This window comes from Flavobacterium frigidarium DSM 17623 (genome assembly GCF_000425505.1).
Classification (GTDB): domain Bacteria; phylum Bacteroidota; class Bacteroidia; order Flavobacteriales; family Flavobacteriaceae; genus Flavobacterium; species Flavobacterium frigidarium.
The window spans coordinates 102877-127398 of record NZ_AUDO01000007.1; the positions used below are offsets into that span (position 1 = coordinate 102877).

The window sequence follows — 24522 nt, forward strand, 5'->3', positions numbered from 1 at the left end:
ATTTACATCGAATGCTAATTTGAGATCTTGAGAAACTCCCACTTACAGGAAAAATTTCTTTATTTTTTATTTTCGAAAATAAATGGGGTTGACCTGAAAATGAGCAGTAAACGTACCAAATTAAAAACTATTATTGTATTTTTATAGAACATATTCAAGATGAAAAATTATGATAGAAAATAAAGATTTTGTTTTAAAAGGAGCTTTAAATGAACCCTTTAAAGCAGATATAACTTATAGCACAGACGCAGAACAAAAAGGACTTGTATTATTTTGTCACGGGTTTAAAGGATTCAAAGATTGGGGTTCTTGGTCTACTATTGCAAAGTATTTTGCAGAAAATGGATTGGCTTTTCTAAAGTTTAATTTTTCACACAGCGGCATGGGTCTCGATGACTCTGATAGTTTTACTGCACTAGAGAAGTTTGCAACCAACACACTAAAAAAAGAAGTGGAAGACATTAAAAGTGTTGAAAACTTTATCCATAACGAACTAGCGACTGATTTTCCAGAAATAAACACTAAAAACATTACTATCATTGGACATAGTAAAGGAGGAGTTTCGGCTTTGTTGTACTGCATGCAGGAAGATACTCAAATCAAAAAAGTGTGTACATGGGCGAGTCCGTTTGATTTTCATCGCAGTTGGAATTCTAAATTCATCAAAAAATGGAAAGCCGACGGTGTACAATACATAAAAAATGCGCGAACAAATCAAATGATGCCTTTAGCTATTGAGGTTTTAAATGATTTGGAATCAAATAGCCAAAAATATAGTTTAAAAGAAGGTGGTAAAAAATTGAAAATCCCTTATTTAATTCTTCAAGGTACCAATGATCCCGCAGTTCCTATGGATGAGTACAATGCTTTAAAGAAAAATTTCCTTAAAGCAAGCACACATTTAATAGAAAACGCCAATCATGTTTTTGGAGCTGCCCATCCCTATACAAGCGAAGTATTGCCCGAACATACTCAGGAATTGGTCTCCACTACAAAGGATTTTATTCTGGATTAAATTGATACGTATTTACAAAATATGAAAAAGATCCATTACTACTAGCAATAGATCTTTTTCTTTATAAATTACTTAGTGATTTTATTTGCTAGTAATGCTTTTATTAATTCATCAAATTCTAATGAAACTGCAGCAATACGTTTGTCGGCAGCACCATAGTAGATATACAATCTTTCATCGAAGCGAGCCGTTCCTGTTGGGAATACTACATTGTTTACATAGCCTGTTAGCTCCCATTTTTGATCTGGAGTGAACAAAGGATAAGGCAGTCTTGAAACTTCCTTAGTAGGGTCTTCTAAGTCTAGTAGTGAAGCGCAGGCACTATACACATAACCTTCCTCTGATTTGCGAACACCATGATAAATCAATAGCCAACCTTCGGGAGTTTCAATTGGAGGACAACCTCCACCAATATAGCTACTTTCGTGATCGTACTTTGAAGTCATTAGAATATTCTGTTCTAGATTCTCTAAATATGAATACCAAAAATCTTTTGTTAGTTCGCTTAGATCCTTCACAGAAGCTATTTGGATATCAGGTCTAATGCGATGTAAAAAAGTGAACTTCCCATTAATCAATCTTGGAAAAAAAATCAAATTCTTGTCTGATATAAAACCATGTCGCTCCTCCTCGCCTTCTTTCTCACAGTTATAATAAGCGTACCTATCGTTTAAATGACACTTTTTTTCAGTTAACTCGCAAAATGTTTTATAATTAACTTGAGGAACGATGATTCCATGCTTTTTAAACTCTTTCAAATCTTTAGATGTTGCATAAGATCCTAACGCATTTTCACCATCATAAGAAGTATACGACATGTAAAATGTATCGTCTATTTTTACTATTCGAGCATCTTCTATTCCTTGCTTATCGATTGCAGAAGAAGGTCCTATTACAGGTTCACTTAAACGATCTTCAACCTCTAGCGGTCCATTTAATTTTGCGTGACCAATCGTTGAAAAATTACCTTCGCGAACTGCGCGATAAAATAGATGTACTGTGTTGCCATCTTGGTAGACTGCAGGGTTTAAAACGCCATCGTTTTCAAACTCTAAATCGGTATGATAGAGTATAATTCCTTCCTTTTTAATTATTACCATTGTACTCGTGTTTTATATGACTAAATTAATTTTAGAATTGGGATTGTACGAACATTATTAACATTTAATCATGGTTAATAATCCTGTAGCGATGTGCTTTATAAAGAAATAAAAAAAATATCAAACTTGGGAAAAATACTATGTAAAAGTGAGTCATTTTAACGCAACTTTATAATTTTTAAAACATATTGGCTACTTTCATTTTCGAAAATAGTTAATAGAAATCCCAGTAAAATAAAGGAGAGACTACTTGAGTCAAGTAATCCCTCCTTTAAACCCTCTAATGTTTAACGTAAACAAAAGCGATTATGCTTTCTTCAATTTTGATGTTCCTAATAAAACCGTAGGTCTGTTAAGATAATCGTATTTCTGTTTTTGTGCTTCTTCCTCTTTGCGCTTGTTTTTTAAAAATTCCTTCATCACGATCAGCGACACATTCTCTGCAGCATGATCTTGCGAATTAGAGCGTAAAGCTTCAGCGCCTCTTGAAGTATATGTTTCGATTAATAAACGAGCAGATAAATAACAAACAGTAGATTCTGCTCCCTGATTTAGATTCACATTCTCCTTCTCTAAACCATCATAGCAGCCTCCCGTAATAGGATTGAACATTATGTGATTTAAGTGATTGTCCCCCAAGAACCAATCGAATGCTTGCTTCATGTACTTTTTATGGGTAGGGTTACCAAATGTTCTATAAAATAAATCAAGCGCATGCATCATGTAACTCGCCTCGATAGGTTGCTCACCATATTGATGTGGAATCGCTCCTTTACAATGCCATCCTTTATTGCTGATAATTTTAAATTTACCGTCAACAAACATTTTCGAAATCAAGAACTCCATGGATTCTACTGCGATTTGTTGCGAACTTTCTTTTCCTGTAATTTTAGACGAGAGCAACAACGCTTCTGGTAAAATACTATTAGCATAAGTCAATTTATCTTCGAACCAATTCCAACTTGGCGTGCTAACATGCGTATACATGTTTTTTAATCGCTCTGTAAGATTATCGATTAGCTGTACTGTGCTCGCTGATGGAACAGAATTGTACATATAATACAAACCTTTTACAGCAAATGCCATCGCTCTTGGCGAACTCAATTTATCAACGCTTAATAATGCTTTTTCTAAACAGGCATTGGCTTTATAAATTAAAGATGCAGGTAAGTTTTCATTTCTTAATGTTTGGATGTATCCTAGTGCCCATATTGCTCTACCATTAGAATCTTCAAGATTTTCATCTTGGTTTCTTGGTTCTACTACGTTATATTGATCAACGTAATTAATAAAATTACCATCTGATAACTGGCATCGTTCCATAAAGTTCACATAAGTACTCATATAAGCAACATCAGAACGATCAGCTGTTAATTTAAAATGTTTGCACATTGTGATTAAAGCTCTTGCATTATCATCTAATGTATATCCCGTTGTTAAGTCAGGCTCAGAAATTTTACAAAATTGAATCATTCCAATATCTGTAGTCATGGCTCTCAAGTGATCCATTTTAATTTCTGGGTACGTAATTTTATTTTGGTTTAAACCTTGAGCAATTTCCTGATATACTTTAATGTGCTTAATTGCTGTATTTTCCCATGAAGTCTGCGTCGTTTTTGCGTAAGCGTTAATAGCCATATGCGCTCTTAAATTAGCATCGCCCAACAATTTTAAAGTTGCCTCAGCAAATTGGTCTTCATTTTGAATGTCAGCTAGAATTCCAATGTCAGAGGTTAAACTCTCTAAAGTATGCGGAATCTTACTGGCTACAATAGGACAAGAGCAACTCATTGCATATGAGAACGTTCCGCTCACGGCTTGATTAGGATCTTTAGACGTGAATAAATAAACATCTGTAGCTTTTAAATAATCTAATAATTGATCTACCTCTAAATATTCATTTACAAAACGAACATTATTTTCTAAGTTTAAATCGGCTACGATAGTTTCCAGTGAATTTCTATATACATCTAAATTGTCAACAATTGTATTTGGATGCGTTTTACCTAGCACTAAGTACAAGACATTTGGAAATTTCTCTACAATTTTTGGTAAAGCTTTCAATCCAGTTTCGATACTTTTTCCTTCTCCTAATAATCCAAAAGTTGAAAGAACCAAGCGATCCTCTAACTGAAATTTTTTCTTAGCCTGATCTGTGCTTTCATAATCAACTAAGTGCGTTCCATGAGGAACAAAAGCAATGTGTTTTTCATCGATTAAGTAATCGTCCATCAAGATATTTTTGGACTTATTAGTCATCACAAAAATGGCTTGTGAGTAGCTGCATAATAATTTGACGATTGCTTTTAAATTATCATCTGGATTAGGAATCACAGAGTGAAAAGTGTAAGCCACTGGTTTATTTAATTCGTCTAAAAAGTCTAATAAATAATCCCCATACTGTCCACCAAACAATCCAAACTCATGCTGGATATGAACTAATTTCACGTCTGGATCTTTATTGATTTCGCTTGCCACTCTTTTATATGCCGCTTTGTCCTTTGACGGAATATGGTATGCAGAATCTGGCGCCGCGTCACCTTTAAAGGTTATTTCGCAAATTTCGCAGCTGATGCTTTTATTGTATGATTTATTAATTGCATTAACTGTGTCTTCAGTAAATGTAGCAATGCCACACTGTGTAGGTGGATATGTAGAAAGAAATACTATTTTTGATTTGTTTGTTAAAGTTCTCATCTTTATATGTTTTTTTTTAATTTTTGTTGGATATTACATGTAGCTAAACCAAGTCTTGAGTAAATGAACAGCAATTAAAAGTCACCCTTTAATTGCTGTTTTTAATATCTTCTACCCAATTGCATTATTTATCGAAGTGTCTTTGCGATAGCGCAATTACTTTTCATCTTCATCTGTGATCTCCTCCTCCTCAGCGTCAGTAGCTTCAAAGTTGATGTCGTTGTAAGCGGCTTCACTTAAAGTTTCATCAGCAATTTTCTCTTCTTCTAACGTTGTAGCAAGTAATGCCGCAGCATCGTCTTCTCCTAAAGTTTTAGCAAAAGCAACTAAAGTTCCATAAGTGGCAATTTCATAATGCTCTACTTTTTGAGCAGCTGCGATAATTCCCGCATCACGCACGGGACCTTTTGCAGTTTCCTTCATAATGCTTTTTGCTTCTTTAATCAACCCTTCCATCGCTTCGCATTTTTTAGCTCTAGCTTTCACATCGATAAGTGAGAAAACCTCTTCTAATCTTTTTACTTGCTCTTCAGTTTCTGTAAGATGGTGCTCTAGACCTTCAATCAGCTTTTGAGATGTTGCTTTATTGGCCATTTTAGGAAGTGCTTTTGTAAGCGCTTTCTCTGCCCAATAAATGTCTTTTAAAGAGTCAACAAATAATTCTCTCAAATCTTCTGCAACACTTGATTTTGTGGTGGTAGCCTTTTTAGGTTTGGCTTCCCCTTTGTTTGTTTTTGAATTTTTCATAATGCTTGATTTAGTTTGTTTGTATGAACCAAAATTATGCTTAAAGAAGGTGGTATCGTTTATAGTATTTTCCCTATTTATTACAATATTTCAAGACGTTTTATTTTTTACCTAAACAACTAAATATCAAAGGATATAGAATGCAATTGTTAAAAGTAACTCTTGGTCACCTTAAAGTTTCACTCGAATAAAAGTAAAAAACTACTTAGTAAAATCAGTGGGAATTTGTACTACAAATAGTTGCTATATAATGAACAGTTATTTTAACTTAAAAGTAGAAATGGTATAAATCAGTGAATATTATAATATCAAAATATAATCTTATAACGATAAAAACATACTGAAGAATTAGTTTTGGATAACAAAAAATTAGAAGTGAAAAGAAGGCTTTCGCATATTCAAATTATCAAATGATGTATCGATAATATAGTGATGAATTGTTTTTTTTTCGAAAACATAGCAGACAAACAGACAAACAATAACATAAATCAAAAACTACAAAAAATGGAAAATTTAATCAATATTGAGAGCTTAGAGCACTTGAAAGAAAACTTAGATAATGTATTATCAGATTTGCCAGCAAACTATTTATTAGGAGCAGGTGCTGCAGCATGGTTGCTATCAACGGGACTAAAATCTGCAGGGAAAGACAAAGCAGCAACATTTGTAGAAACATTATCTGTGCCTTTGTTATCTATAGGATTATACCATAAAATAACTGAGTTATCAAACAAGAAAGAAAGCGCAGCAGAAGGAATTTAAAAGTTGTTTTCGAAATTCAAACATTCGAGTCTTTTAAAATATTTTGATGTCACAGCAACAAATCAAGCAATCAGACTTAATTTAACTTAAACAAATTATTATGAACACACAATCATTAAAAAGAAAAGAAGAGCAAGCAGGTTCTTTCATAAAAGCAAATATTTCAACCATAGAACGAGTATTAATGGTAGCCGCAGGTGGTTATTTATTGTATAATGCGCTTTCGAAAAAAAATAAAAGCCTAAGTAAAACAAGCGCTGGTGGTGCGATGTTATTGAGAGGCTTAACAGGATATTGCCCTGTCTACAATGCAATCTCTGGACTAGAAGAAAAATCGACTGATACAAGCAGTAATGTCAACATTAGAGTGAAGCAATTAATCAATAAACCAGTTGAGGAAGTATACAATTTTTGGAGAAACATTGAAAATTTACCTAAATTCATGAGCCATTTAGAAAGTGTAAAAGTAATTGACAATACAAATTCAGAGTGGACTGCAAAAGGTCCAGCAGGAATTGGATCACTATCATGGAGTGCCGAAATTGTTCGCGAGGTAACCAACTCTGTAATAGGATGGCAATCTCTTGAGGACGCAACAATCTACAACGCCGGAAAAGTAACTTTTACACCACAAGGTGACGATACCGAAATTGATATCGTTATTACCTACCATGCTCCTCTTGGAACTGCAGGTGAAAGTGCAGCCCACTTCTTGAATCCTTACTTTAAATCATTAGTTAAAAAGGATGTTGAAAGTTTTAAAACGTATATTGAAAACGAAAACTAATATCGTTCCAGACTAAACGAAAATAAAAAAGGTAAAAATCACAAATAGATTTTTACCTTTTTTTATGTTTCATATATTTTAATCGAAATTAAGCCCCTACGACTTCTCCACCGTTAATATGAATAAATTGTCCGGTGATATAACTACTATCCTCTGATGCTAAGAAAACATAGGCGGGTCCCACTTCTGATGGTTGTCCTGCTCTTCCCATTGGGGTGTCTTTTCCAAAATCGCTAATATCATCAAATGAAGCTACGATTAACGGTGTCCAGATAGGCCCCGGTGCTACTCCATTCACTCTAATCTTTTTATCAGAGAGCATTTTTGCTAAAGATCGCGTATAACTTACAATCGCCCCTTTTGTGCTGGCATAGTCTACTAAATGTTCGCTCCCTCGGTAAGCCGTAACCGAACTTGTATTTACAATGCAATCCCCTTCTTTGAGGTGTGGTAACGCAGCTTGCACGATATAGAAGTAAGGATAAATATTTGTTTCGAAAGTCTTATGCACTTGATCAGAGGTAACATCTTCAAAATTGGTCTGTGGAAATTGAACTGCTGCATTGTTTACCACAATATTAATTTTACCAAAGGTCTTGTAACAGTCATCGACTGCCTGCTTGCAAAATGACTCTTCTTTTAAGTCACCTGAAAGCAGCAAACATTTACGGCCTTCTTTTTCAACGAGTTCTTTTGTAATTTTTGCATCCTCATCTTCACTTAGATAAATAATTGCGACATCGGCACCTTCTTTAGCATAATGCACCGCTACACTGCGTCCAATACCACTATCACCGCCTGTGATTAAAGCAACTTTATCTTGCAGCTTTTTACTACCGGTGTAATTTGCTCTAATAATTTCAGGTTCAGGATGCATCAAATGTTCAGATCCTGGTAGTTGCTGACTTTGTTCTGGAAATTCATTTTCTTTTTTCATAATTGTTTGATTTTTGTTGAATAAAATTATCCAAATAACACTGGAGACTTTAACTCTATTAAACAGAAAAATAACGCTATAGATTATAACGAATCAATTTTACTCAACTCTTAGCTAAATAATTTTTTAAGATTATAAAAATTGAAATCAAGTGAGAACTATGTAAAGAGCGTTCTAAAAGTTATAACATTAAACAGTTGTTAAATTTATAATTTTGTTAAAAACAGTTTGTTATGAGTTTATATATTCTATTTAAAGTTTTGCTAACATCGATTGTTGCCACATCAGTGATGACTTTGATGAGCTATGCTGTTTCAAATTATTTGAAAAAATCATATAAAGAGCCAATCCTGCTACAGTACTTTTTAGTTTCCATCAATGTGGGGAACTCCTCGAAACAGAGATCTTACATTTCATGGGTACTACACTATGCAATAGGACTCGTTTTACTAATTGGTTACCAACTATACTGGAGTTTAGACATCATTGAAAACCCTTGGTTGAATTTGGTTTTACTTGCTATAGTAACCGGAATGATAGGCGTAGTATCTTGGAAAATAATTTTTAAAATATGCACTTACAAGCCGCAAATAGATTTTAAAGGATACTATCTTCATATATTTATAGTTCACCTCATTTTTACAATGACAGCAACCTTTACCTATCTATTACTTTAATAATTTGATTATCTTTAAATGAATTGTTCGAAATAACTTTTTATTCGAATGAAATTGTTTTTTAAATAGTAATCATAAATCTAAGCCACAATGCAAGATATTTTTTTCAACGACTGGGACAGTTTACTTCGAATTCTTATAGTCACATTAGTTGCTTATCCTTCGATAATAATTTTATTAAGAGTGTCTGGGAAACGAACCTTGTCAAAGATGAATGCATTTGATTTTATCGTGACTATAGCTTTAGGATCAACATTTGCAACGGTAATTTTGAGTAAAAGTGTCTCAATTTCTGAGGGAATAGTAACTTTTGGGTTGTTAATCCTGTTGCAATACATCATTACATTTTGTTCGTCACGAAGTCAAAGGGTAAGTGATTTGGTTAAGTCAGCGCCAACATTGATGGTGTACAGAGGCCATTTGATCAAAGCCAATATGTTGAAAGAAAGAATTGATGAAGACGAAATCTGGGCAGTATTACGCAAGGGCGGTCATTCTACTCTAGAAGAAGTTGATGCAATCGTTCTAGAAACCGATGGAAGTTTATCAGTGATTAAAGAAATAAAAGATACCTCAGCTCCCCCAATTAAAAAATTATTGTAACTAAAAAATATACGTTCGATAAACACCAATATAAAAATGCCACAAAAAGAACATTGCCCAAATTCCACAACAGATTACTCCCCCGATATTCTAGGCGGGAATTTTGAAAAACAAACATTAAAATTAAATAATGACTATGAAGGCGCGGCAATTGCTACCCTAGTGCGAAGTAAATGCGATCGCCCTTCTGATAAAGCAGTATTGTATATCCACGGATTTAATGATTATTTCTTTCAGGAAGAACTAGCAAAAGAATTCAATAATCAGGACTACCACTTTTATGCTTTGGATTTAAGAAAATATGGTCGCTCGTATCTTCAACACCAAAAGTTAAATAATGTACGCTCACTGAAAGAATATGATGAAGAAATTAATTTGGCTTTAAAAATCATAAAGCAAGAAGGGAACAATCATGTGTTATTAAACGGACATTCTACTGGTGGTTTAATCATCTCGTATTATGCATCTCGTAATCCCAACAGCACTTTATTTCATGGCTTAATTTGTAACAGTCCTTTCTATGAATATAATTTAAGTTTTTTCGAAAGGAAATTTGGAATACCACTACTTTCCTCTATAGGAAAACGATTTCCAAAAAGTCTCGTACCAGCAGGTTTTTCAGAAATGTACGGTTATAGTTTACATCAAGATAATTATGGAGAGTGGAATTACTCCTTAATTTGGAAGCCGAACCACATTGCAAAAGTGAACTTAGGATTTATACGTGCCATACACCAAGCTCAAATAAATGTTCAAAGTAATTGTATCATCAACATACCGATACTTGTCTTGCATAGCGACAAATCTATTTATGTAAAAAAATGGACGGATAAATTAAGATCAGCAGATGCTGTATTAAATGTGGAGCATATTGCTGAATTTGCCAATGCTATAAAAGGAAATGTAAAAGTTACCGAAATAAAAGATGGCATGCACGACCTCGTATTATCAAAAAAAGAAGTCAGAGAACAAGTATACAAAACGATGTTTGACTGGATCAAGTCTCAATTTAAAAATGAAAATTAATTATTATGAAAAGCGAAGTAAAAACCACAACGACTCAAAATATTTTTAGAATTATTCTAGCCTCTTTTATGCTGATTGCCGGATACAGCCATCTTACCTTTTTTAGAGAAGACTTTCAAGCACAAGTTCCTGATTGGGTTCCTATGAGCAAGGATCTAGTGGTTTTATTATCTGGCGTGGTAGAGATAATTTTAGGATTAGCATTACTATTTTGGAAAGCAAACCGTGTATACATAGGATGGTTTCTAGGACTCTTTTTTATCCTTGTGTTTCCTGGAAATGTTGCACAGTATTTAGATCATAAAGATGCTTTTGGATCTTTAGATACTGATCAAGCAAGATTAATGCGTTTGTTTTTTCAACCGGTGTTAATTGCTTGGGCAATTTGGTCAACGGGAGCATGGACAGCTTATCGTGAAAGCAGAAAATAGCCAATTTGATATTCTACAACATTGAATGATAATCTTATAACGCTAGAAACCTTCTTTATGAGTAATTTTAAAGAAACAAATAAAACAAAATATTATGAGCGCAAACAATCAAAATCCGCAAAGACCCAACCAAAAAGGGGGAGACAATAGAAGTGATATGAGAAAGCATCAATACAAAGATCACGATGAGACTTTGACAAATGACGAAAACTACGATGTAGACACACAAAAATTCAAAGGAGAAAAACCCGACTGGGATGATAAACTGAATAATGAAGAAAAAAACTAGTTTAAAAAGTTAAGCGCCTCAATGTTATTGAGGCGCTTTTTTTATATAGTAATAATTACAAATAGTTATAAAATAAAAAACCCCGATACAAGTGTCGGGGTTTTTAAGTGAAGGCAGAAGGATTCGAACCTTCGACCGCCTGCTTAGAAGGCAGGTGCTCTATCCAGCTGAGCTATGCCTCCATTTCTTTTAAAACTAATGGTAAAGTTTAGTCGGGGTGGCAGGATTCGAACCTGCGGCCTCCTGCTCCCAAAGCAGGCGCGATAACCGAGCTACGCTACACCCCGTGACATTTAGTTTAACGGATCAAACTAAATTTCAAATCTTCAATAAATATGCGGAGGGACAGGGACTCGAACCCTGGCACCGGTTACCCGATGACAGTTTAGCAAACTGCTCCATTACCACTCTGGCACCCCTCCAAGCTCAGAGAAACGTGTCTCGTTTTGCGGTTGCAAATTTAAGACAACTTCACGTTTCCCACAAGCATTTTGACGATTATTTTTAAAAAAATTTGCAATTATTTTTAAAAAGCTTCACAATCAAATATATAGCAAAAATATTTTTTGGCGATAATTATCACATAAATATAAAACGACTGTATAAATCAGAATTTGTTTAAAAAACCTTAAATTTGCTACACAAACCAACATTATATAAATCATGAACAAAAGAGTTGTTATCGTTTCTGCAGTTAGAACACCTATCGGCAGTTTTATGGGGGGATTGTCTACTGTACCAGCACCTCGATTAGGGGCCATTGCTATTAAAGGTGCTTTAGACAGAATAAATTTAGATTTAAAATTAGTAGACGAGGTTTACATGGGTAATGTGGTTCAAGCTGGAGTAGGTCAAGCACCTGCTCGACAAGCTGCAATGTATGCAGGTTTGCCAGATACCGTTCCTTGTACTACAGTAAATAAAGTATGCGCATCAGGAATGAAATCTGTGATGTTAGCTGCACAAGCAATTCAATGTGGTGACGCAGATGTTGTCGTAGCAGGTGGAATGGAAAACATGAGTTTGATTCCGCACTACTTAAACATGAGAACAGCTAATAAATTTGGACCTGCAACAATGATTGACGGTTTACAAAAAGATGGTTTAATTGATGCTTATGACAACAACGCAATGGGAGTTTGCGCTGACTTGTGTGCAACTGAATATAACTTTTCTAGAGAAGACCAAGATGCGTATGCTATTCAATCTTACACGCGCTCTGCTAACGCATGGGATGCTGGCAGATTTGACAACGAAATTGTTCCCGTTGCCGTTCCACAAAGAAAAGGAGATCCTATCATCGTTTCAAAAGACGAAGAATATACAAACGTAAATATCGAACGCATACCGGGACTAAACGCAGTCTTTAGTAAAGGTGGTACTGTAACCGCAGCCAATGCTTCAACAATCAACGACGGTGCGGCAGCCTTAGTTTTAATGAGCGAAGAGAAAGCAATGTCATTAGGTCTAAAACCTCTTGCCTATATTAAAGGATATGCAGATGCTGCTCAAGAAGCAAAATGGTTCACTACAAGTCCATCAAAAGCATTACCTAAAGCACTTGACAAAGCTGGGATTTCCATAAGTGACGTTGACTTTTTTGAATTCAATGAAGCTTTTGCAGTCGTAGGATTAGCTAATTCTAAAATCTTAGGACTAGATAATGATAAAGTAAATGTTAACGGTGGAGCCGTTTCTCTTGGTCATCCTCTAGGATGTTCTGGAGCGAGAATTATCGTTACTTTATTAAATGTTTTAGATCAAAACAATGCTAAAACTGGAGCTGCTGCTATTTGTAATGGTGGTGGTGGTGCTTCGGCAATTGTGCTTGAAAGAAACTAAATTATTTTTATATATGGGCTGCATGTAGTATTATTGCAGCCCTTTTTATCTCATCACTAATACTGCATTTAAATGTTCGGAATTTGTAATCTGGCTATAATCCCACTTCGGTTTGAACCAAATGATAGAAGCGAAATCGTTTCTCAAGTACTCTTTGGTGAACATTTTAAGATTTTAGAAACGCAGAAACAGTGGTCTAAAATCAAACTGCAATATGATGGTTATGAAGGATGGATTGATAGTAAGCAGTGCCAAATAATATCAAACGACCAATTTGATCTTCTATCGGATGAGCCTATTGTTTTGAATGCAGATTTAATCGACTACATTACGGCACCAGCAAATTTATTAATGCCCATTCCCTTAGCTGCGTCTTTATCATTTTTAAATCACGAAGCTATCAACACTAGCAAATTCGACTTTGAAGGGACAACCACGACAGGAATAAAGGATAAGAATAACTTAATTCAAACTTCGTTTTTATACTTGAACGCACCTTATTTATGGGGAGGAAAAACACCTTTTGGGATAGACTGTTCGGGTTTTACCCAAATGGTTTATAAACTAAATGGATATAAGTTATTGCGAGATGCTTCTGAGCAAGCTATGCAAGGAGAACCACTAAGTTTTATCGAAGAAAGCGAACCTGGAGATTTGGCATTTTTCGATAATGATGAAGGAAAAATTATTCACGTGGGAATTATGATGGAAAACAATTATATCATTCACGCCAGCGGAAAAGTGAGAATTGACCGTTTAGATCACTTAGGTATTTATAATGGAGAAATCAATAAACACACTCACAAATTGAGAGTTATAAAGAAAATTATTTAAAAACTTTTTGCTTTCGAATAAAAAGTAAAAAAAAGAGACGTCAATAATAATTGGCGTCTCTTTTTTATATCGCAATAACTTAACTATTTAGCGTCAACATAATCTTGTAAATAACTAAATTTTTCAGTCAGTTTTCCGTTTTCTGTCATTTTGGCTCGAGCCAAAATTCCATCGGCATCACCATTAAAAAAAGCTGGAATAACATGTTGTAAAAACATCGCTCCAAAACCTTCGCTCGCATCTTTAGGTAGTTCGCATGGTAAGTTATCTACCGCCATGACTACGATAGCAGCTGGATGAAATATATCTACTTCTTTATGTTCAGATGGCAAATAACCGTACAAAGGTTCCGCTATCGTTGATGAACGCAACGTACAAGCAACTGGACCATTAATATCGCAAGAAACATCTCCTACTATTTTTACATGACAATCTTTTGCCTGCAACATTTCTCTAGTTAGAATATCTGGAGCGTCATTTCCATGAAAATGTCCTGTAATAACAACATCAGCTACTTTTGTAAAACGCTCAAAATTGCCCACATATTCTGTAGGATTCTCATAGAAATCTTTACAGTTAATTACTTGACCATCTTTTCTCTTGTTATAATCTAAAACATCAATTTGAGTATATACTGCTTGAGCATATTTCTTAGTTAGAAAATTATCAACAGAAACTTCGGTGATTTTTATAGCATCTAGAATTTCTTTTATCCCACCTCCTACTTTACCAGCACCAGTAACTACAAATTTAATGGGCGGAAAAACGATGCGTTTCAAGTGTCTGATCAATTCATCGGTACCTACTAGTGTTTCTGCTTTTGGTAATTTAAAAAGTTCAAATTTTAATCCAAAAGCTCTTATTGTATTGTATGCTCCTACAATTCCAGCATATCTCCCAAAACCTATCAAACGTCTGTTATCAGCATCTACAATTGTTTCATGATCGTATAAAGTGATGTTGTTGGCTAAAACTGCTTGCAACAGCTTTTTATTATAAGGCTGCATTTTTATAGTGTGCGAAAAGAAAAAATAAGATTTATTGGCAATTAAATTTTCAACCGGAACCTCCTTAACTCCAAAAAGAACATCAGCATCGCTCACACTTGACTTAACAGCAATTCCAGCTTTTTGATATTCATCATCAGAGAATATTCGAATATCAGAAGTTTCAACTTCAATTTCAGCTTCTGGATGATTCTCTTTTAATTGTACTAACGCATTTGGCGAAAAAACGACACGCCTGTCTGGTGGACTTTTTCTTTCTTTAATAATTCCGAACTTCATATTTTAAGGTACTTGCTTATATAAATTTATAAATCGCCAATTGTTACAAATACAACATTTTGACATCTTAATGTTTGATTTTTAAAGATAATCTAATTTATCGTATTCTTAGCTACATGCAATCAAAAAGTCATGGACTATTTTGATCGAAAGTGTTAATAAAATACTGTTAAGTTTGAAAAAATATATACAGGATACTATCTGTTTCAATATATTTGCGATTCAATTTAGCAAAAAAAATGATCTTCATAAAAAACGTAAATATACTACATATACTGGTCTTTTCAGCAGTAATAAGTAGCTGCAACCAAAAAAATAAATCTGAAATTACACCAGAACAGCAAGCAAAAAACACCACTACTGAAATTCTCAAAACTGGTAAAAAATTAGACCCGAAATTTGTAACATCAAAAGCGGCTTCAATAGCACATTTTTACAACAAGAACTGGCCTAATAACAGTATGAATGGTAGCATTTTAGTGGCTAAAGATGGCCAAATAATCTATGAAAAATACAACGGAGTATCAAATGTAAGTACTAAAGATTCAATCACGAGTACAACGCCTTTACATTTAGCATCGGTTAGTAAAGTGATTACAGCTACTGCAGTTTTGAAACTGATTGATCAAAAGAAATTAACTTTAGACCAAAAAGTAACCACATTATTAAAGAACTTTCCTTACCCAGATGTTACTGTGAAAACATTACTAAACCACCGATCTGGAATGCGTAATTACGCCTACTTTACAGCTGAAAAGGGAGTTTGGGATCGCCATAAAATATTAAGTAATCAAGATATTTTAAATATCATGGCTACAAAAAATATCAAATTAGAATTTAAAACAGATACCCGATTTACATATTGCAACACTAACTTTGCTATGCTAGCTTTGATAATAGAAAAAGTAACAGCAAAGAAGTACGAAGAAGCGATGAAGGAACTTATTTTTGAACCTTTAAACATGACCAATACCTACGTGTTTGATTATGAGAGAGACAAAGATACAGCTGTGCCCTCATATAGAAATAATCGAAAAGTAGCTTTAGATTATTTAGATGCTATTTATGGCGATAAGAACATTTATTCAACTGCACGCGATCTTTTAAAGTTTGACCAAGGGCGAAATTCCCCTTTGTTCTTTAACACTAAATTATTAAAAGAAGCCTACATTGGTTATAGCAATGAGCACGTAGGTAAAAATAATTACGGACTAGGGATGCGCATGATTAACTGGCCAACAGGACAAAATTTTTATTTCCATAATGGATGGTGGCATGGGAACACTTCTTCTTTTATTACTCTGCCTATTGAAGGCGTGACGATTATCGCTTTGTCTAACAAGTTTACTAGAAGTACGTACAAGGTTCGAAATCTATCCGTTCTATTTGGTGACTATCCATTTAAGATTGATGATGATGGAAAAGAGGAATAATATTCTCTATATAAATCGAAGGTTAGTCGTCTATTTGATATAAAAACAATATCTTTGCACTCTCAATTTTTTGATAAAAATGGGGTCGACTGGTTTTGACAGCAAGTCGAATTGAACAGTAAGCACGTCGAGCATTGAGACCTTGCTCGTAAATATAAGATCTTACAATTTTACACGGCGAAAATAACTACGCTTTAGCTGCATAATCCGAATTATAGTACGATTACGCCACGTTCCTATCAGATAGGAAAGCTGGATTCTCCTTGAAAGCCTTGGTTTGTGGCGTTCTATTCAGGAGAACCGTAAAAATAAACCTAGATTTCCATAAGCTTCGGGTGGATTTCAAAATTAAGAAGATAAGTATTGAGTGGCTGTTTCTGGCCTAGCTCACTATCGAAAATTCAATCAGGAAATAAACGTGTAGAAAGCTCTTTAGTTGCTTGTTTGGACCCGAGTTCGATTCTCGGCGACTCCACAAAAAAGCCCCGTAAACCCAGTGTTTACGGGGTTTTTTGCTTTGAGTTGACAATATCGTTGACAGTCTATATAAATTTTTATGTTTTGTTTGTTAGTACGAATTTAGTATTTTTATACTAATTAAACATAACTTATATGGATCCTATATACTGTTTACTGCTATTTTTACTTATACTTTCACTGGTGCACTTAGCTTTAGTTGTCAAATTTGGTCTTCAAATACCTATAAATTTCATATATCATCACTATAATCGTCAAGACTTTAAATCAAATTTACAAACTGACATATTTAGATTATGCTTTTTGAATATTCCCTTATTTTATGCCCCCCTTGCCATATTTAAAGGATATAATAGTTTAACATCTAAAATTTACTTCAGATATTGTTGTTCTTTTACTTTTAATATGTCTTACAATATATCTCTTATATGTCACTAAATATAAAATTTGGTCTGATACATTCAGAAAAATTGAAAAGCCTAAAAATCTGCAGGATGAATTTAATGCTAAAACAGAAAAAATACTGACCCTTCATGATGTGGCTTTAAATTGTATTTATAAAAAAGCAGCATCAAGTGACAGTGATTTAAATAAAATAAAGAAAAACTTAAAAAATAAAATAGACGATGTTTTTAAAACGGCTATTAACAATCAAAATAATCTTGTAGATATTGCAGAAAAAACAAAAAAAATAGAAACCGAAATTGAAGATATTAAGAGTGAAACCTTAAGTAGAAGTACAAAGAAAAAAATAGCATCTGAAAAGGATTATGCTTCCTATTTTAAAAATCAAAAAACTTTTAATGATATTGAGCAACTTCTTGAAGTTAATAAGTTTAAAGTGGAAAAAAATCTAACTCCAACAAATTTATGTATTCTTGCTTATAAACTTCACACTTTAAATTTGATTGATATAGAGCATAAGCAGACACATTTTGTAGTCGCATTAGCTGCACATTTTAATATCCGTCGAATAGATAAAACTATTATTTCCAAAATTTTTAATAATTTTGAAAATAAAGAAGGATTAAGAAATGTTTCTAAGCCTAGTGAAAAACTTTTTGATAGCCTTAAATATTTAGAACAACCCCATAAGATATAAAATTTCATTCAACCTTTCAATATTGAACGTCAGACCTTTTAAGGAGACCTAATTTCGCTGTATTAAACTATAAAATAATACACAATGAAATCAATTTACAACCCTTACGAGGCTTTACTACAACAAATGTCAGAACTTAAAAAAATAGTTTTAGACATAAGAGATCTTCCTAAAGAAGATTATACTACAAAATATTATACCCGAAAAGAGGTGTCTGAAATCTGCCGTTGTTCAGTCCAAACGGTAGACAACTATATTAATAGGAACCAGATTCATGCTGAAAATTTCGGAGTTAAAGGTGTTCTTATACACCATTATCAAATCTTCAACAAAGACAATTCACTTAAGGAATTAAAGTATAAAAGAAAAGCGTAATAGCTGAACCCTATTACGCTTATTATATTTTTTAAAACAGTATTAACTACCGTATCAAGCAAATATACGGATTATTCCACTAAGTATGTCTGATATACCCTATTTAAGAATAACTACGTCATATTATAAAGTTGTTCAAGTACCCACTATCAATAATCAATTCAATGAATCATTAATAAAATGGGATGTTTCTACCATTATTCAAGATCACGGGCGAAAATATTTGGACGATATTCCAAAATTTAATGGAAAAATATGCTTTCCAAATCATTTTGATTTTTCTAAAGAAATCCATGGGTTTTATAATACCTATTCACCATTAAGTCATGTACCGAAGGAAGGAGATTTCCAAAATACAATTATATTCTTTAAACATATTTTCGGATTGCAAATCGATCTCGGATTAGATTATTTCAAATTGTTATACCAACAACCTTTACAAATATTACCTGTTTTGTGCTTGGTTAGTAAAGAGCGCTCAACTGGGAAAAGTTCTTTTCTAAAGTACCTAAAAGAAGTTTTCGGACATAATATGAGCTATTTAGATAGTCATTCTTTAAATAGCAACTTTAACATGGATTGGGGTGACAAACTATTGTTGGGATTAGACGAAGCTTTCTTACAAAAAGAAGAAGTAACCGAAAAAATAAAGTACTTATCAACGTCGAATAAAAACAAAATAGAAGCTAAAGGTAAAGAAAGATTTGAGGTAGACTTTTTTGGCAAGTTTGTGATGTGCAGCAACAAGGAGGATTCATTCATAAAGATAGATTCGGACGAAATAAGATTCTGGGTAATAAAGGTTCCAAAATTAAAACTCGAAGATGTTCATTTTCTAAATAAGTTAATTGGTGAAATCCCAGCTTTTCTTCACTACATACAAAATAGGAAATTTGCTAGTGAAAGAAAAACGAGAATGTGGTTCACAGCTGAGCAAATTTACACTACTGCTTTACAAAAACTATTTAATAACAACAGAAATAGAGTTGAACAAGAAATAGCACATCTATTTTTAAGTGTAATGGAAAAATTTGAGCTAGATGAAGTCAATTTTAGTTTGATGGATTTACTCAATGCCCTCGTAAAAACAAGAGTAAAAACCGATTTAACACAGCTTCGATTTCTACTAAAAAAAGATTGGAAAATTGAACAGAAAAACAACTCCTTTAAGTACCAAAAATTTGTAATTCTGAGCGATGGTGAAATCGTTCTACTGGACACCAAAGGAAGGTATTTTACAGTAACAAAAAGTTTTTTAACCAAAAACTTTGATGACTTGATGACGGACTAGCCTTTATATACTCTAAGCTCAATAACAGTAAGGGTTAAGCCCGTCATCAAAAGCGTCATCAAAGCGTCATCAAAAAAAATAGTGATGATAGATTAATAAAATTATTGATGATTTGATGACGAACTGATGATGCTTTAAACTACTGACAAGTAATAAATTACAACGCTCCGTCATCAAATCATCAACTTTTAAAACTTTTGAAACTTTTTCAACTACACTAAATATCAACCTATGAATTGTAATAATGCTAAAAAAATAGACCTAGTTATTTACCTTAAAAAACAAGGTTTTGAACCTTCAAAAACACAAGGAAAAAATGTCTGGTATTTATCTCCCTTTCGTCAAGAATCTACCCCATCATTTAAAGTCGACACGGTAAAAAACTTATATATAGACTATGGTGAAATTGATTCTGGAGGAACTGTAATTGACCTTGTCACACAATTACACAGCTGCACTATAAAAGAAGCTTTAGAAAAATTAACGACTGATTCTTTTTCTTTTCCCCAGCACCTTCCAAAAATTTCTGAAGACAGGATCTATGCTATTACTAAAATAGAAGAAATTACGAATAAGAATTTGCTATCCTATCTCAGGGAAAGAAAAATAAATCTTGATTTTGCTAGACAGTTTTGCAGTCAGGTTCACTACACTTTTGATGATAAAAAAGAATACTACGCAGTTGGATTTAAAAATGATAAGGGGTCTTATGAATTGAGAAACAAATTTTTTAAAGGGATTTTGGGAGGCAAAGAAATCACGACGATTGATAACAATTGTCAAGTGGTTTCTCTATTCGAATCTTGGTCGGATTTCCTATCCTATCTGACATTAAAAAAGAAAGTACCTGATGAAAATTTTATAATTCTAAACTCTACTTCTCTAGTAAAAAAGGTACTGGAACCAGCGAGATTATATTCTGAAATTAAGGTCTTTTTTGACAATGATGAAGCTGGTAATAAAGCCACTAATTTTCTCTTAAATAACATCAAAGATAAAGTGACAGACTATAGAATCCATTACAAAGACTACAACGATCTAAACGAATACCTGTTAGCGCGAAGTTAATCGGTATCGTGACTAGCCAGTCGTGGCTTTAATTCCTTTTTAGTGCCTACTTCGTGCACCAAAAAGAAATTAAAACCGCCTGGCTTATTCACAATAAAAATTGTTCATAAGGAAAAAAAGAAACATGAAAACAAATCCAAACAACAAAGTAAAAGTGGTGTTTTATCTCAACTCAGACGATAAAATATTTATCCAGAATCAATGTGATTTATTACAAATAAAGCCCTCATTTTTCATTCGAAATGCTGTTCTAGAAAAGTTAGACAAGCCTATTTATTCAAGTCCAATTCACAATTTGGACACGAAGAAATATATGGCTGCACTAAATATGATTGGTAATAATTTGAATCAAATTGCTAAAAAATTAAACTCGAATGCACAGTTTTTAATTGCAGATCAGCAAACTGTTCTACAAGAAATCGAACGAATCAATGCTCACATTGTAGCAATCAACTCTAAATTATAGCAACATATTATGGATCAAAATACGACCACCGCCATCTTTAATCTAATGCAAAATGTAGTAGATAAATTAGATGCACTATCTGAAAATTTAAAAGAAAAAGAAGACAGTGAACTGAAAGCCATGCTTACCGAAAATAGTAATGAAATAAAGATCAGCTTAAAAAAAGCGATTAGTAATCAAACTAGTCTTGCGCAAATAATTCAAACATCAGAAGGCAAAATTATCGAATCATTTGAAAAAAATAAAACAATTCCATCAGTGAATAATTACACAGAATATAATTTGATCGGAAGTAAATCGCACTTTAAGCCATTGTCATTATTATTATTTGCATTTGCTTTAGTGGTAGTTTGGAGCTCGATAAAATACCTGCCATCCTACTTTAATGAGAGTAGTTTGCTATCAAAGGAAAAAGAAAATTACGAGCTTTTTTACAACTACGTGTATTTACAACAATTTAAAAAGTCAGAGATCATAACAGCAGATGTTTTTTTAAAAAAAATTAAAGATAAGGACACCCTGTTTCTAAAGGAATATAATGTCCTGTTGGAAACGTATCAAAAAGAAAGGAAAAAGCAACAACTAAAAGACGAATTAAAATCTCTTGAAAGCCATGATCGCTAAACTTCAATCGATATCCTATTTTCAAAATGCACTTTCTTATTGTGAACGAGGTGGAGAAATCCTAGCTAGTAACAATTGTCTAGGCAATAGTGCGGAAATAAGTTTGCAGATGGAAAAGAACAATCGCCTTAACGATAAATGTTTAAAAAACACCTTTCACATTAAGATTCGGATTGCTCCAGAAGATAAAGGAAAATTGAAAACTAACGACTGGATAGATATTTCTAATGAATATGCAAAGAAAATTGGTTTTCAAAAAAACCCTTATGCCGTATATATACACGAAGAAGGTACTGAAAAAGAACATATCCATATTGTAGCATCACGTATTATGGAAAATAACCTTGCGGTGAAGGATAATTACACCCATTACAAGAATATGGACTTCTGCAGGGAGATTGAAAAGGGATACAATCTGCGAGAAGTGCAAAGAGTTTTAGAGACTGTAAAAAATAAAGAACTTTTTGTAAAACAAGACCATCGGTTACTGCCCTTAGAAGAAAAAATAAACACAGCAATTAAACAATCCGATTCTCTTACTGACTTTGTTTTTCATTTAGAAAATATGGGAGTTAAAACAAAGTTAGGACGAGGGATTGGCTTCACTGATGAGGAGGGCGTTTACTTCAAAGGGTCTGATATCAACAGAAAATATTCTTTAAAAGGAATTGAGGAGCTATTGTCCTACGAGCAACAAGAAAACGAGATATACAAACAAAATTCACGACTTAAAATGTAAACCATGCCGAAGATAATATTAGTTACCCATCAAAAAGGCGGAGTTGGTAAAAGTACCCTCACCTTCAACCTAGCTCAAAATATTTCCAATGGATCGAAAGTAGCCGTTTTGGATTTTGATTTGCAAGGTAGTTTGAGCCAGTTAAAAGAATTGGTTAGTGATTTTGAAATTATTCCATATGTTGGAGAAATAGAGAAAATCTCCGAGTTAGAATATGATTTCATTTTCATTGACACTCCTCCTTATTTATCCAACCAACTTCCCAAACTGATTGCTATCGCAGATTTAATTATTGTCCCTACCAAAGCAGGAATTCTTGATTTACTGGCAATAAAGAATACGCTTGAAATGATTGAAACAGCTAAAAGAACGGCCGACACATTAATTGTTTTTAATATGATCAAAGCCAACACGACCTTAACGCTAGATATTTTAATCGGATTAGAAGAATACAAGGTAAAAATTGCCAATACGCACATTAGTGATTTGGTTTCGTTTACACGATCTGTATTGCTAAAAGGTGTTACAAATGATAAAAATGCACAAAGACAAATAGATCATCTTACCAAAGAAATTTTATTGAAATTAATATAAATCTAGAATTATACAGTTCTATAAATCTATAAAAATACAAATCTATCATTATGGAAAAACAAATCATCAATGACCTAATTAGTAAAGCTAAATCTAGTAATCAGCAAAAAGCAGTTCAAAAAATAGTTCCTATTATTATTAAAGAAATTGAAGAAGTGCAGTTTTCCTTTTACATTGAAAAAGGACTATTTAAAAAATTGAAATTAAAAGCACTACAAGAAGACACTAGTATGAAGCAACTTGTAAATGATGCAATCAAGGATTCGTTTAAATAACTTAAAATCACTAAATATTAAAATTAGATTATGGAAACTACAAATAATAAAATAGCCAACTTGAAGGTTGAAATTTCAGAAAACTGTACAGAAAAGCAAGTAGAAATCATTAGTTTGTATTGGGAAATAGAGGAGATGAAATTTGTAAATATGCCCAAACAAATCATAGAAAAATTTGAACTTTCTCAAAGTGAATTGAGTAAACTTATTGCATCCCACAGTACCCTTTTTTTATTTATTCACTGTGAAAACTGCAACTCTTATGAAAAGCAGCAAGCAAAGAGTAAGACACAGTTTCTAGAACTAATTAAAAAAACAAGTACAAGATCTCGATTATTATTTAAATGCAATCATTGCACACAACAAGAAATCAAGAAATTAAATTTAGAAAAAGCCAAAAAGCAGGATGAATTAATTCAGAAATTTGAAAATGCTATTACTGATAAGAATTGGAGAAACTTATCCAAATTTGAAAAAGGGATCTTAGTTAATTGCCTAACTATGAATTTTAAGAAGCTCACAAACCATTATGGTAATCAACTTGGACAATCACAGTTTATCAGGTTTATTAAAGCATTGGAAAACATAGCAAACCAAAACCTTTTATTACTTGAAAGAGATAGGAGAACAAACTATATTGTGGGGTTTCAAAAGTTAGAAAGATTATCTGATTTCAGTGAAGATATTTTTGTACAAGAAGAGGTTAGCGAAAGTTCCGTTGAAGTTGACTCAGAAACAAATGAATTAAAATTCAAGTTAGTGATTAATAAAAATCAGTATCACCCAGATAGCCCAACCCATGCAGGAACCTTTACTCTCAAAGAACGAATCATGTTAGAACCAGATGTAGAATATATTTATGGTTTTTGGCCAAGAGCAAATGAAAATTTGTATGTAACCATGACACCACTTGAAAATCTAGAAAAATTACCTATTCAAAAAAGAATATCAGATCAGCCTATTTCATTACAGAAGGGAATCCAAGATTTTTTGAAAAACTTGGGTCAAAACCTATAGTTTTTAAACGCTGTAAATACTTAACTCT

26 protein-coding genes, 3 tRNA genes and 1 other RNA gene are annotated in these 24522 nt (G+C 33.2%); 22 read left to right on the forward strand and 8 right to left on the reverse strand.

The genetic code is table 11. The features are described 5' to 3' along the window. Positions 1 to 169 precede the first annotated feature (169 nt). On the forward strand, positions 170 to 1015 hold the full coding sequence (locus H603_RS16450; RefSeq protein ID WP_051219159.1) for an alpha/beta hydrolase family protein: 846 nt from the start codon (positions 170 to 172) through the stop codon (positions 1013 to 1015). A 68-nt stretch (positions 1016 to 1083) separates the two neighbouring features. Here H603_RS16450 and H603_RS0104295 read toward each other — a convergent pair whose 3' ends face one another. From H603_RS0104295 to H603_RS16460, 3 genes are all read right to left on the reverse strand, one after another. Beyond that, positions 1084 to 2115 carry a glycoside hydrolase family 130 protein gene (locus H603_RS0104295; protein WP_026707422.1) on the reverse strand — a complete coding sequence of 344 codons (1032 nt, stop codon included), beginning with the start codon at positions 2113 to 2115 and terminating at the stop codon, positions 1084 to 1086. Positions 2116 to 2421: 306 nt separating this feature from the next. Next, positions 2422 to 4812 (reverse strand): glycosyltransferase, encoded by a 2391-nt coding sequence (locus tag H603_RS16455; RefSeq protein WP_051219160.1) that lies wholly within the window; start codon positions 4810 to 4812, stop codon positions 2422 to 2424. Positions 4813 to 4968: 156 nt separating this feature from the next. Continuing rightward, positions 4969 to 5559 (reverse strand): YciE/YciF ferroxidase family protein, encoded by a 591-nt coding sequence (locus H603_RS16460; protein ID WP_035675401.1) that lies wholly within the window; start codon positions 5557 to 5559, stop codon positions 4969 to 4971. 504 nt (positions 5560 to 6063) lie between these two features. On the opposite strand from H603_RS16460, the gene H603_RS0104310 reads away from it, so the two are divergent. Both H603_RS0104310 and H603_RS0104315 read left to right on the forward strand, forming a co-directional pair. Then, a complete protein-coding gene (locus H603_RS0104310; RefSeq protein ID WP_157510398.1) occupies positions 6064 to 6321 on the forward strand; it encodes a hypothetical protein in 258 nt (85 codons plus the stop codon). Between the two features lie 100 nt (positions 6322 to 6421). Beyond that, positions 6422 to 7108, forward strand: a complete 687-nt coding sequence (locus H603_RS0104315; RefSeq protein ID WP_026707424.1) for an SRPBCC family protein — start codon at positions 6422 to 6424, stop codon at positions 7106 to 7108. 88 nt (positions 7109 to 7196) lie between these two features. Here H603_RS0104315 and H603_RS0104320 read toward each other — a convergent pair whose 3' ends face one another. Beyond that, entirely contained in the window at positions 7197 to 8045 is an 849-nt protein-coding gene (locus tag H603_RS0104320; RefSeq protein ID WP_026707425.1) for an SDR family oxidoreductase, read from the reverse strand. A 233-nt stretch (positions 8046 to 8278) separates the two neighbouring features. On the opposite strand from H603_RS0104320, the gene H603_RS16465 reads away from it, so the two are divergent. The 5 genes from H603_RS16465 (at position 8279) to H603_RS0104345 (ending at position 11071) form a co-directional block, all read left to right on the forward strand. Next, entirely contained in the window at positions 8279 to 8722 is a 444-nt protein-coding gene (locus H603_RS16465; protein ID WP_035675404.1) for a hypothetical protein, read from the forward strand. Between the two features lie 90 nt (positions 8723 to 8812). After that, positions 8813 to 9325 (forward strand): DUF421 domain-containing protein, encoded by a 513-nt coding sequence (locus H603_RS0104330; RefSeq protein ID WP_026707426.1) that lies wholly within the window; start codon positions 8813 to 8815, stop codon positions 9323 to 9325. A gap of 36 nt (positions 9326 to 9361) precedes the next feature. Continuing rightward, complete coding sequence (locus tag H603_RS0104335; protein ID WP_026707427.1) at positions 9362 to 10351, forward strand: alpha/beta hydrolase; 990 nt, start codon at positions 9362 to 9364, stop codon at positions 10349 to 10351. Positions 10352 to 10356: 5 nt separating this feature from the next. Next, positions 10357 to 10782, forward strand: coding sequence for a DoxX family protein (locus tag H603_RS0104340; protein WP_026707428.1), 426 nt, complete (start codon positions 10357 to 10359; stop codon positions 10780 to 10782). A 94-nt stretch (positions 10783 to 10876) separates the two neighbouring features. Beyond that, positions 10877 to 11071, forward strand: coding sequence for a hypothetical protein (locus H603_RS0104345; RefSeq protein ID WP_026707429.1), 195 nt, complete (start codon positions 10877 to 10879; stop codon positions 11069 to 11071). 108 nt (positions 11072 to 11179) lie between these two features. On the opposite strand, the gene H603_RS0104350 is transcribed toward H603_RS0104345, so the two are convergent. From H603_RS0104350 to H603_RS0104360, 3 genes are all read right to left on the reverse strand, one after another. Continuing rightward, a tRNA-Arg gene (locus H603_RS0104350) sits at positions 11180 to 11253 on the reverse strand. 30 nt (positions 11254 to 11283) lie between these two features. Further along, a tRNA-Pro gene (locus tag H603_RS0104355) sits at positions 11284 to 11358 on the reverse strand. 51 nt (positions 11359 to 11409) lie between these two features. Further along, positions 11410 to 11493 (reverse strand) — tRNA-Ser (locus H603_RS0104360). Positions 11494 to 11734: 241 nt separating this feature from the next. Here H603_RS0104360 and H603_RS0104365 point away from each other — a divergent pair. Together H603_RS0104365 and H603_RS0104370 are read left to right on the forward strand one after the other, a co-directional pair. Beyond that, the gene (locus tag H603_RS0104365) at positions 11735 to 12913 is read left to right on the forward strand and encodes an acetyl-CoA C-acyltransferase (RefSeq protein WP_026707430.1); all 1179 of its coding nucleotides are present in this window, start codon (positions 11735 to 11737) and stop codon (positions 12911 to 12913) included. 72 nt (positions 12914 to 12985) lie between these two features. Then, positions 12986 to 13747, forward strand: a complete 762-nt coding sequence (locus tag H603_RS0104370) for a C40 family peptidase (RefSeq protein ID WP_026707431.1) — start codon at positions 12986 to 12988, stop codon at positions 13745 to 13747. An 83-nt stretch (positions 13748 to 13830) separates the two neighbouring features. Here the strand turns inward: H603_RS0104370 and H603_RS0104375 are convergent, their stop codons facing one another. Continuing rightward, the gene (locus tag H603_RS0104375) at positions 13831 to 15033 is read right to left on the reverse strand and encodes an NAD(P)-dependent oxidoreductase (RefSeq protein WP_026707432.1); all 1203 of its coding nucleotides are present in this window, start codon (positions 15031 to 15033) and stop codon (positions 13831 to 13833) included. 239 nt (positions 15034 to 15272) lie between these two features. Here H603_RS0104375 and H603_RS0104380 point away from each other — a divergent pair, with 239 nt between their 5' ends. The 12 genes from H603_RS0104380 to H603_RS0104430 all read left to right on the forward strand — a co-directional run bounded on the left by H603_RS0104380 (position 15273) and on the right by H603_RS0104430 (position 24494). Then, positions 15273 to 16466 carry a serine hydrolase domain-containing protein gene (locus H603_RS0104380; RefSeq protein ID WP_026707433.1) on the forward strand — a complete coding sequence of 398 codons (1194 nt, stop codon included), beginning with the start codon at positions 15273 to 15275 and terminating at the stop codon, positions 16464 to 16466. An 81-nt stretch (positions 16467 to 16547) separates the two neighbouring features. After that, positions 16548 to 16944: a transfer-messenger RNA gene (gene ssrA / locus H603_RS17265) on the forward strand. 537 nt (positions 16945 to 17481) lie between these two features. Then, complete coding sequence (locus tag H603_RS0104385; RefSeq protein WP_026707434.1) at positions 17482 to 18045, forward strand: hypothetical protein; 564 nt, start codon at positions 17482 to 17484, stop codon at positions 18043 to 18045. 84 nt (positions 18046 to 18129) lie between these two features. After that, positions 18130 to 18420, forward strand: a complete 291-nt coding sequence (locus H603_RS0104390) for a hypothetical protein (RefSeq protein ID WP_026707435.1) — start codon at positions 18130 to 18132, stop codon at positions 18418 to 18420. 85 nt (positions 18421 to 18505) lie between these two features. Next, the gene (locus H603_RS0104395; protein ID WP_026707436.1) at positions 18506 to 19711 is read left to right on the forward strand and encodes a primase-helicase family protein; all 1206 of its coding nucleotides are present in this window, start codon (positions 18506 to 18508) and stop codon (positions 19709 to 19711) included. A gap of 231 nt (positions 19712 to 19942) precedes the next feature. Continuing rightward, positions 19943 to 20779, forward strand: coding sequence for a toprim domain-containing protein (locus H603_RS0104400; protein WP_026707437.1), 837 nt, complete (start codon positions 19943 to 19945; stop codon positions 20777 to 20779). Between the two features lie 124 nt (positions 20780 to 20903). Next, positions 20904 to 21245 carry a plasmid mobilization protein gene (locus H603_RS0104405; RefSeq protein WP_026707438.1) on the forward strand — a complete coding sequence of 114 codons (342 nt, stop codon included), beginning with the start codon at positions 20904 to 20906 and terminating at the stop codon, positions 21243 to 21245. Between the two features lie 9 nt (positions 21246 to 21254). Further along, on the forward strand, positions 21255 to 21869 hold the full coding sequence (locus H603_RS0104410) for a hypothetical protein (RefSeq protein ID WP_026707439.1): 615 nt from the start codon (positions 21255 to 21257) through the stop codon (positions 21867 to 21869). After that, positions 21859 to 22608: a relaxase/mobilization nuclease domain-containing protein gene (locus tag H603_RS0104415; RefSeq protein ID WP_026707440.1), complete on the forward strand. Its 750-nt coding sequence runs from the start codon at positions 21859 to 21861 to the stop codon at positions 22606 to 22608. Before H603_RS0104410 ends, H603_RS0104415 begins: the two co-directional genes overlap by 11 nt. Positions 22609 to 22611: 3 nt before the next feature. Next, positions 22612 to 23202 carry a ParA family protein gene (locus tag H603_RS0104420; protein ID WP_026707441.1) on the forward strand — a complete coding sequence of 197 codons (591 nt, stop codon included), beginning with the start codon at positions 22612 to 22614 and terminating at the stop codon, positions 23200 to 23202. 50 nt (positions 23203 to 23252) lie between these two features. Then, on the forward strand, positions 23253 to 23477 hold the full coding sequence (locus H603_RS0104425) for a hypothetical protein (RefSeq protein WP_026707442.1): 225 nt from the start codon (positions 23253 to 23255) through the stop codon (positions 23475 to 23477). Between the two features lie 30 nt (positions 23478 to 23507). Further along, the gene (locus tag H603_RS0104430; protein ID WP_026707443.1) at positions 23508 to 24494 is read left to right on the forward strand and encodes a hypothetical protein; all 987 of its coding nucleotides are present in this window, start codon (positions 23508 to 23510) and stop codon (positions 24492 to 24494) included. Positions 24495 to 24522 lie beyond the last annotated feature (28 nt).

Coding starts and splice junctions, on each gene's coding strand:
- H603_RS16450 (WP_051219159.1), top strand. CDS start 170: ATGATAGAAAATAAAGATTTTGTTTTAAAAGGAGCTTTAAATGAACCC.
- H603_RS0104295 (WP_026707422.1), bottom strand. CDS start 2,115: ATGGTAATAATTAAAAAGGAAGGAATTATACTCTATCATACCGATTTA.
- H603_RS16455 (WP_051219160.1), bottom strand. CDS start 4,812: ATGAGAACTTTAACAAACAAATCAAAAATAGTATTTCTTTCTACATAT.
- H603_RS16460 (WP_035675401.1), bottom strand. CDS start 5,559: ATGAAAAATTCAAAAACAAACAAAGGGGAAGCCAAACCTAAAAAGGCT.
- H603_RS0104310 (WP_157510398.1), top strand. CDS start 6,064: ATGGAAAATTTAATCAATATTGAGAGCTTAGAGCACTTGAAAGAAAAC.
- H603_RS0104315 (WP_026707424.1), top strand. CDS start 6,422: ATGAACACACAATCATTAAAAAGAAAAGAAGAGCAAGCAGGTTCTTTC.
- H603_RS0104320 (WP_026707425.1), bottom strand. CDS start 8,045: ATGAAAAAAGAAAATGAATTTCCAGAACAAAGTCAGCAACTACCAGGA.
- H603_RS16465 (WP_035675404.1), top strand. CDS start 8,279: ATGAGTTTATATATTCTATTTAAAGTTTTGCTAACATCGATTGTTGCC.
- H603_RS0104330 (WP_026707426.1), top strand. CDS start 8,813: ATGCAAGATATTTTTTTCAACGACTGGGACAGTTTACTTCGAATTCTT.
- H603_RS0104335 (WP_026707427.1), top strand. CDS start 9,362: ATGCCACAAAAAGAACATTGCCCAAATTCCACAACAGATTACTCCCCC.
- H603_RS0104340 (WP_026707428.1), top strand. CDS start 10,357: ATGAAAAGCGAAGTAAAAACCACAACGACTCAAAATATTTTTAGAATT.
- H603_RS0104345 (WP_026707429.1), top strand. CDS start 10,877: ATGAGCGCAAACAATCAAAATCCGCAAAGACCCAACCAAAAAGGGGGA.
- H603_RS0104365 (WP_026707430.1), top strand. CDS start 11,735: ATGAACAAAAGAGTTGTTATCGTTTCTGCAGTTAGAACACCTATCGGC.
- H603_RS0104370 (WP_026707431.1), top strand. CDS start 12,986: ATGTTCGGAATTTGTAATCTGGCTATAATCCCACTTCGGTTTGAACCA.
- H603_RS0104375 (WP_026707432.1), bottom strand. CDS start 15,033: ATGAAGTTCGGAATTATTAAAGAAAGAAAAAGTCCACCAGACAGGCGT.
- H603_RS0104380 (WP_026707433.1), top strand. CDS start 15,273: ATGATCTTCATAAAAAACGTAAATATACTACATATACTGGTCTTTTCA.
- H603_RS0104390 (WP_026707435.1), top strand. CDS start 18,130: ATGAAATCAATTTACAACCCTTACGAGGCTTTACTACAACAAATGTCA.
- H603_RS0104395 (WP_026707436.1), top strand. CDS start 18,506: ATGTCTGATATACCCTATTTAAGAATAACTACGTCATATTATAAAGTT.
- H603_RS0104400 (WP_026707437.1), top strand. CDS start 19,943: ATGAATTGTAATAATGCTAAAAAAATAGACCTAGTTATTTACCTTAAA.
- H603_RS0104405 (WP_026707438.1), top strand. CDS start 20,904: ATGAAAACAAATCCAAACAACAAAGTAAAAGTGGTGTTTTATCTCAAC.
- H603_RS0104410 (WP_026707439.1), top strand. CDS start 21,255: ATGGATCAAAATACGACCACCGCCATCTTTAATCTAATGCAAAATGTA.
- H603_RS0104415 (WP_026707440.1), top strand. CDS start 21,859: ATGATCGCTAAACTTCAATCGATATCCTATTTTCAAAATGCACTTTCT.
- H603_RS0104420 (WP_026707441.1), top strand. CDS start 22,612: ATGCCGAAGATAATATTAGTTACCCATCAAAAAGGCGGAGTTGGTAAA.
- H603_RS0104425 (WP_026707442.1), top strand. CDS start 23,253: ATGGAAAAACAAATCATCAATGACCTAATTAGTAAAGCTAAATCTAGT.
- H603_RS0104430 (WP_026707443.1), top strand. CDS start 23,508: ATGGAAACTACAAATAATAAAATAGCCAACTTGAAGGTTGAAATTTCA.